Source organism: Streptomyces sp. MnatMP-M17 (assembly GCF_900091995.1).
Lineage (GTDB): Bacteria > Actinomycetota > Actinomycetes > Streptomycetales > Streptomycetaceae > Streptomyces.
Window position 1 is genome coordinate 1 of sequence record NZ_FMDK01000233.1, and the last position, 6905, is coordinate 6905.

The window sequence follows — 6905 nt, forward strand, 5'->3', positions numbered from 1 at the left end:
CACTCCAGCGCGATGCCGTAGGTGGGAGTGGCTCCTTCGGCCGGGTACGAGGCGTCCTGGACGGCGAGCCAGGGCGCGTAGGCATGGCCGGGGACGGCCTGGTTGGAGGACATCCCGAAGCTGCCACGGGCCAGTTCGAGCTGGGTGAGCTGGAATTCCTGGGACCACTGGCCGGTGAGATACGTCAGCCGGGCGCCGCCCGTGACGGGAATGTTCACGGCGGCGGAGTCGAAGCGCTCCAGCCGTAGTCCGGTCTCCGTCCGCGCGGTGCAGGTCAGTTCGGTCCAGCGCAGGATCACATCGGTGCCGGGAACGGTCTCGTAGCACAGGGCCGTCGTCAGTCCGAGGCTCTCGTCGGTGAAGACCAGCCGCAGGGAGGACTCTCCGTCATGCGCCGCCCCGGTGAAGGTCCACCACACACCGCGCTCCTCGCCGGGCCGCTGGGCGACCAGATCGGCGCCCGTGAACGGCCGCAGCCCGTACGGGATGTACTCGGCGGGCGCCAGATCGGCCGGTGTGATGAAGTGCGTACGGCGGGACCAGTCCAGCGCCGAGGGCCCGGTCTCGGCTCCGTGCGGACCCCACGCGGTCAGCTCGGCCCAGCGGCCGTCACCGGCGAGGGCGACCGCGTAGACGGTGTTCGCGGTGCGCAGCAGCCATCGGGCCTCCCGCGCGTCGGAGTCGTACGCGTCCGGGTCGTGCGTTGTCACTTGACTGCTCCCAGGTTGAGTCCGGCGACGAAGTGCCGCTGGAACCGCAGGAATACGATCACGGTCGGCGCCGCGGCGATCACCGAACCGGCCGCGATCACGTTCCACATCGACACGAACTGGCCCTGGAGACCGATGAGCGAGGCCGTGATCGGCATCTTGCTGTCCGTACGCAGCACGGTGATCGCCCACAGCAGATCATTGAAGATCCAGGTGAAGGAGAGCGCGCCGAGCGCGGCGAGGGCCGGGGTGGTCAGCGGCATGATGATGCGCCGGTAGATCTGCCACGGGCTCGCGCCGTCGATGACGGCGGCCTGCTGGATCTCGGGCGGGATGGAGCGCATGAAGCCGTGCAGCACGAAGACGTAGAATCCGACACCGAAGCCGACCTGGACGCCGATCAGCGCGTACAGCGAGTCGTACAGCCCGAGTGACTCGCTGATCTTCGAGACCGGGATCAGCAGGATCTGCGGGGGCAGCAGATTGCCGCCGAGCATCAGGAGCAGCAGCGTGCGGCGCAGCGGCAGGTCGTAGCGGGCGAGTCCGAAGGCCGCCAGCGAGGCCAGCGCGAGCGACAGCAGCACGGTCGGCACGGTCACGAGCAGGCTGTTGGCGAGCGCGCGGGCCTGTCCGCCGTCGGTCCACGCCTGGCCGAAGCCGCTCAGGGTGAAGGAGTGCGGCAGGCTGCCGAGGCCGTTGGCGGCGATGTCGTCGAAGGACCGCGTGCTGGTGACGAGGACGAGGACGATCGGCACCAGCCATAGCGCGGACAGCGCGCCCGCGCCGAGATGGAAGCCCACGGTGGACGATGCGCGGCGCCGGGCCCGGGAAGCAGGCGAAGTGACTCGGGTGACGCTCATCAGTCGGCCTCCCGGAAGGCGCGGACGAGATAGGACACGATGACCCCGAAGGCCAGCACGAAGATCACGACCGCGAGGGCGGAGCCGTATCCCAGCCGCAGCGACTGGAAGGCGGTGGAGTACATATAGGTGCTGAGCAGCTCCGAGGAGTGGTACGGACCGCCTCGGGTGAGCGCCCAGACCACGTCGAACGAGCGCAGCGAGTCGATGACGATCACCGACAGGACCACCGCGTTGACACTGCTGAGCTGCGGCAGCGTGATGTGCCGGAACTGCTGCCGGCGCGTGGCGCCGTCGACCTTCGCCGCTTCATAGAGCACCGGGTCGATGCCCTTGAGACCGGCAAGATAAAGCACCATCACATAGCCGATCTGGCGCCACAGCGCGGGCACGATCACCGCGTAGAGGGCGGTGTTCTGATCGGCCAGCCAGGCATGGCGCAGACTGCCGAGCCCGACGGCTTCGAGCGTGTTGTTGATCAGCCCGTCGGGCTGGTACATCGCCTGCCACACCAGGGCGGTGGCGGTGAGCGAGAACACCACGGGCAGGAAGAGCGCCGCCCGGTAGAAGCCGATCCCGCGCCGCTCCTGCTGGAGCAGCAGGGCCGCGCCGAGGCCGAGGATCACGGAGAGACCGCCGAAGAGCAGCAGCCACAGCACGGTGTCGAGCAGGGCCGTACGGAAGACGCTGTCGCCGAACATCTCGCGGTAGTTGGCGAGTCCGACGAACGACGGTGCCGAGACTCCGTCCCAGTTCGTCAACGAGAGATAGAAGCCCTGGACCGCCGGCCAGAACACCCAGAAGGCCTCGGCGAGCAGCGGTACGAGCACGAAGACGAGGACCACGGGCCTGACGCGTGTCGCGCCTCGGCCGCCCAGCAGCCCACTGCCTCCCGGCCGTTTCCGGTCTCCGCGCCGCCCGGACCTGGGCGCGGTCAGTGCCGTCACCTCACTGTCCCCAGATCTTCTGGGCGTCCCGCTGCCAGGTGGTGAGGATCGAGTTGATCTCCTTGGGCTCGGCGAGGAAGCGGGTGAGCGCGGTGTCCGCGGTGGGCTGGAGGGCGTCGCTGGAGTCCCGGTTGAAGAACTGGGTGACGTCCGCCGCGCCCTCTATCAGCGCGCGGCCCTTCTTCACCAGCGGTGTCCCGGTGTCCTTGGCCTTCGGATTGGTGGGCAGCGCGGTGCCGGAGGAGCCCTTGAGATAGATCTCCTGCGCCTCGACGGTGGCCATATAGGTCATCAGCTCCCTGACCTCGTCCTTGTGACCGGTACGGGCGCTGGCGAAGTAGCCGTCCGTAGGGCCTTCCTCCGCCAACGGCACCTTCTGGTCGATGACCGGGAAGCGGAAGAAATCGATGTCGTCGAGCTGGTCCTTGGGCGCGGAGTCCGCGAAGAAGGTGCCGATGAGCATCAGTCCCGTACGGCCCTGGAGCAGCGCGGTGGTGGCGTCCTGGAAGGCCAGCGCCGTGCCGTTCGGATCGAAGTAGGGCAGGGCCTCGCCCCACCGGTCGAAGACCTTGCGGACCTCGGGATCGTCGAAGCGGTGCTTTCCCGCGAGGAGGTCGCGGTGGTACTGCGCGCCGTTGATCCGGATGTTGAGATAGTCGAACCAGGAGGACGCGACCCAGGCGGTGTTACCGCCGGCGCCGATCCCGATCGGCGCGACGCCCTTGGACTTGAGCGTGTCGCACAGATCGAGGAACTCGTCCCAGGTCTTCGGCTCCTGTACGCCCCACTTGGCGAAGTTGGACTTCCGGTAGAAGCAGCCCCACCAGTAGTAGGTGGCCGGTACGAAGACCTTCTTGCCCGCCGAGGAGGTGCACAGCTTCTTGAGGGCCTCGCTGTAGCCCGACAGTTCGGGCTTCTCCCAGAGGTCGCTGATGTCGAGCAGCAGATCCTTCTTGGCGTACGAGTCCGCCACCGAGCCGGGATACCAGGTGAGCAGGTCCGGCGGCTGGGCCGAGGTCAGATACGTCGGGAGCTGGGTGCGGAAGGTCTCGGAGGCCACGGTGTTGAGCGAGGCCTCGGCGCCGCCGCGCTTGTTGAACGCGGCGACGAGATCCTCCATGGCCTTCTTCGCCTGCGGCGAGGAGAGGTTGGACTGAAGGGTGACCGGGCCGCCGCCGGAGGAGGTCTTGGCGCTGGGTCCCGAGGTGACACAGCCGCTCAGGAACGCGGCGGCGCCGACCGCTCCGGTGCCCGCCAGGAACCGGCGGCGGCTGGGGGCTGAACTGTTCATGGAAGTGCTCCCTGATGGCTCGAAAAGTCTGTGAGGGCGTGGACTGCGGAGGGTGTGGGGTTTGCCTGGGCGGGGCCCTGGACAGGGCCCCGCCCAGGGCTACGGTGCGGTGCGGCCGGTGCGATACGGCGCGGTCAGAGACCGCTCTGATGGACGCGGTCGCCCACACCGCGGAAGACGGTCAGCACCCGGCCGTCCGGACCTGCGGTGGCGCCGAGGGCGCCCCGGAACACATCGCTCTTGAACTCGTCACGCTTTGACCAGCCGCCCCAGCCGTCGGCACTGTCCGTCCGGTACGAACGGGTCCAGAGGGTGTAGTCACTCGCCCTCGCGAACAGGCGCACGGTGTTCCCCGACGCCACGAGGGTCGGGCTGCCGCTGATGGTCCCGCCCAGCGAGGACCACGCCGACCAGGCTCCGGAGCCCTCCCGCGTCCTCGCCCACACCGCGTCGTCGGCGGTGCGTACGGCGAGATGGGTCAGGCCCGCCGAGTCGGTGACGGCCGAAGGACGTCCGTACACCGGCAGTCCCTCCGGCGTCCCGAGCGCGGTCCAGTGTGCCGAAGGACCGCCCGCCGGTCCGCGCGAGGAGATGGTGCCGTCCTCGCCACGGGCGAAGAGCGTCCAGTCGTCCGGGCCGCGGAAGGCGACACCGGGCGCGTCGGTGAGTGTGCCGCCGAGCTTCTGCCAGGGCCCCCAGTGCCCGGCGACGGAGGTGCGCCGGTAGGCCGCGTTGTCCGTGCCGCGTACGAAGACATCAATACGGCTCCCGCCGCCCGGCAGATCCGAGGCGTACGCGGCGGGCTGGCCGAGAATCCGGCTGTGCGTCGGTCCGCCCAGTGCGGTGGTACGCGCCGACCAGTCGCCGTCACGTCCCGTCTGCTGCCGCAGCGAACCGTCCGTACCACGCGTGAAGGCGGTCAGTACGCCGGCGGCGTCCGCCACCAGCGCGGGATCCGCCGAGGACGGTACGCCGAGCGGCACGCCGGGGGCCTGGTCCGTACCGGACAGCCGGAGGAAGGCCGTGCCATGTGCGGGAACCGTCACGGTGTACGAGCCGGTGTGCGTCCCCGCGCTCTTCCTGGCGCGCAGATCCCGTACCGCGACCTGCCCGCTCAGTCCCGCGTCGGCGAAGGTCACCGTACGCTCGGCCGGCTGCTCGGAGCGGTTGAGCAGCACCACCGCGCGCTTGCCCGCGCCCTGGAGCACCTTGCTGTAGACATCGCCGGTGGCGTCGGTGGCGATCCGTACGCCCTGGATCGCCAGCGGATCCTGGTCGACGGCGAGGATCTCGGGATTGCGCAGTGTGTCGATCATCGACTGGGGAAGGGTGCGCGGGTCGGAGCCGATGACCAGTGGTGCGCCCATCTCGGCCCACAGCACCAACTGGCTGGTGGACTCCTCCTCGTTGAGTTCGTAGGAGCCGTCCGCGGTCTTGCGCATCGGGAGCAGATAGTCGGGATCGTTGTAGTGGCCCGGGCCCTGCGCCTCGGGATGCCAGGCGTTGGCGTCGGCGCTGCGCAGGATATTGGTCCAGTTGCCCGGGTAGGGCGTGCCGAACGCGAGGTCGGTGCCGGTGCGCCAGGAGTCGGCGATCGTCGGGCCGTAGACATACGCGTTGTGCGCGTCCTGCGCCGGCGTGTGCGGCAGTCCCCAGTCGTCGGTGAGCGGATTGCACAGATTCAGCAGCATCCGCCGGCCGGATGTGGCGACCGCGTCACTGAACTCCTTGAACGCCGGGCCCGGATCGAGCTTCGCGCCGATACCGCAGAGGAAGTCGACCTTGATCGCGTCGATCTTCCAGTCCGCGAACTGTCTGGCGTCCTCGGTGTAGTGGCCACGGCTGCCGAGACCGCAGCTCTTGCCGCCGTCGTACTCACCGGCGTCGGTGTAGATACCGGCCTTGAGTCCGCGCTGATGGAGATAGGTCACCAGCGCGGGTATGCCGGAGGGAAAGCGGTCCGGGTGCGCGGCCAGCCGTCCTCGGCCGTCCCGTGGATTGTCGGCCTGCCAGCCGCCGTCCAGCCAGACGATGTCGTAGCCGCTGCTCTTGAGGCCGCTGCTGACCAGATGGTCGGCGACGTCCTTCACCGCGCTCTCGGTCGGGGCGCCCAGACCGTAGTAGGTGTTCCAGCCCATGTACGGCGTGGGTGCCAGCCCGCTGTCGTAGTACGTGGGCGCGCCCTGATCGTCGGCGGCTTCCGGCTCGACGGCGTGCGCCATGGGCATCGCCGCCCCGGCCAGCGCGGCGACTCCGAGAACCGCTCCGGCCCGCCGGGCACGCACCATCCCTGCACGATGCGAAGTCAACTGTGTCTCCCGAGGATTGGGGTCCATGGGCGCCACTAGGCCGTGTCCGACCGCCCTCCCGTCCCGAGAGCGCGGCGGCGGCGCCACGACGAAGACTGTGACCCGGCGGCCCGACCCTGTCAACGATAATTACTAATTAAGTGAAACAAGCTTCGGCGCGCTCTCGTCCCGTATCGGTTTGCAGGAGTGACCGACGGTCCGTCAGTCGCCCAGCAGCCGGTAGAGCCGGCGGGCATTGCCGGACGCGATCATTCCGGCGACGCGCTGGGCGTCCCTGGGCGCCCATGCGCCGTCGGCCACCCAGCCGCCGAGCACCCGCTCCAGCGCCTCCCGGAACACCCGCGCTCCCACCACGTGCAGCTCCGGCAGCCCGCGCGCACCGCTGGAGAACAGCAGCTTCCCGAACGGCGCGAGCTCCAGGATCTCGGCGAGTACGGCCGTGGCCCGCGCGCCCGTATACGCGAGGGCGGGACCCAGATCCGCGTACACATGCGGGAAGACTCCGGTGAGCTGGGCCGCGTGCCGGTGGTACGGATAGGCGCCGAGCAGTACGAGATCGGTACCGAGCCCGGCCGTGGCCGCCGCGAAGCCGGTCAGCGGGAGCGGATCGGCGCGTCCGGCCGACGGAAGGGCTCCGGCACTTCCGGTGTGCAGTTGCAACGGAAGCCCGGAGCCGACGGCGGTCCACAGCAGATGGCGGAGCAGCACCGGATCGGTGAGCGGCGCACCGGCCGGACGCCCGGCCAGCCAGCGGTCGGCCGCGCCGCGCACCTCGCCGGGCCCGGGCG

General features: G+C 69.5%; 6 protein-coding genes. All 6 read right to left on the reverse strand.

Annotated elements, in window-relative coordinates; translation table 11 throughout:
* Window positions 1-710 (reverse strand): glycoside hydrolase family 36 N-terminal domain-containing protein (locus GA0115259_RS11215; protein ID WP_305129378.1); only part of this gene is annotated, 710 nt, incomplete at its 3' end.
* A complete protein-coding gene (locus GA0115259_RS11220; protein ID WP_093594554.1) occupies window positions 707-1570 on the reverse strand; it encodes a carbohydrate ABC transporter permease in 864 nt (287 codons plus the stop codon). The genes GA0115259_RS11215 and GA0115259_RS11220, both read right to left, overlap by 4 nt.
* Window positions 1570-2517, reverse strand: a complete 948-nt coding sequence (locus tag GA0115259_RS11225) for a carbohydrate ABC transporter permease (protein ID WP_256097973.1) — start codon at window positions 2515-2517, stop codon at window positions 1570-1572. The genes GA0115259_RS11220 and GA0115259_RS11225 overlap by 1 nt, the downstream gene beginning before the upstream one ends.
* A gap of 1 nt (window position 2518) precedes the next feature.
* Window positions 2519-3808 carry an ABC transporter substrate-binding protein gene (locus tag GA0115259_RS11230; protein WP_093594557.1) on the reverse strand — a complete coding sequence of 430 codons (1290 nt, stop codon included), beginning with the start codon at window positions 3806-3808 and terminating at the stop codon, window positions 2519-2521.
* Between the two features lie 134 nt (window positions 3809-3942).
* On the reverse strand, window positions 3943-6096 hold the full coding sequence (locus tag GA0115259_RS11235) for a DUF8189 domain-containing protein (protein ID WP_093594560.1): 2154 nt from the start codon (window positions 6094-6096) through the stop codon (window positions 3943-3945).
* A 222-nt stretch (window positions 6097-6318) separates the two neighbouring features.
* Window positions 6319-6905, reverse strand: a 587-nt coding sequence (locus tag GA0115259_RS11240; RefSeq protein ID WP_218104211.1) for an amidohydrolase, incomplete at its 5' end; no start/stop codon positions are given.

Coding starts and splice junctions, on each gene's coding strand:
- GA0115259_RS11235 (WP_093594560.1), bottom strand. CDS start 6,096: ATGGTGCGTGCCCGGCGGGCCGGAGCGGTTCTCGGAGTCGCCGCGCTG.
- GA0115259_RS11220 (WP_093594554.1), bottom strand. CDS start 1,570: ATGAGCGTCACCCGAGTCACTTCGCCTGCTTCCCGGGCCCGGCGCCGC.
- GA0115259_RS11230 (WP_093594557.1), bottom strand. CDS start 3,808: ATGAACAGTTCAGCCCCCAGCCGCCGCCGGTTCCTGGCGGGCACCGGA.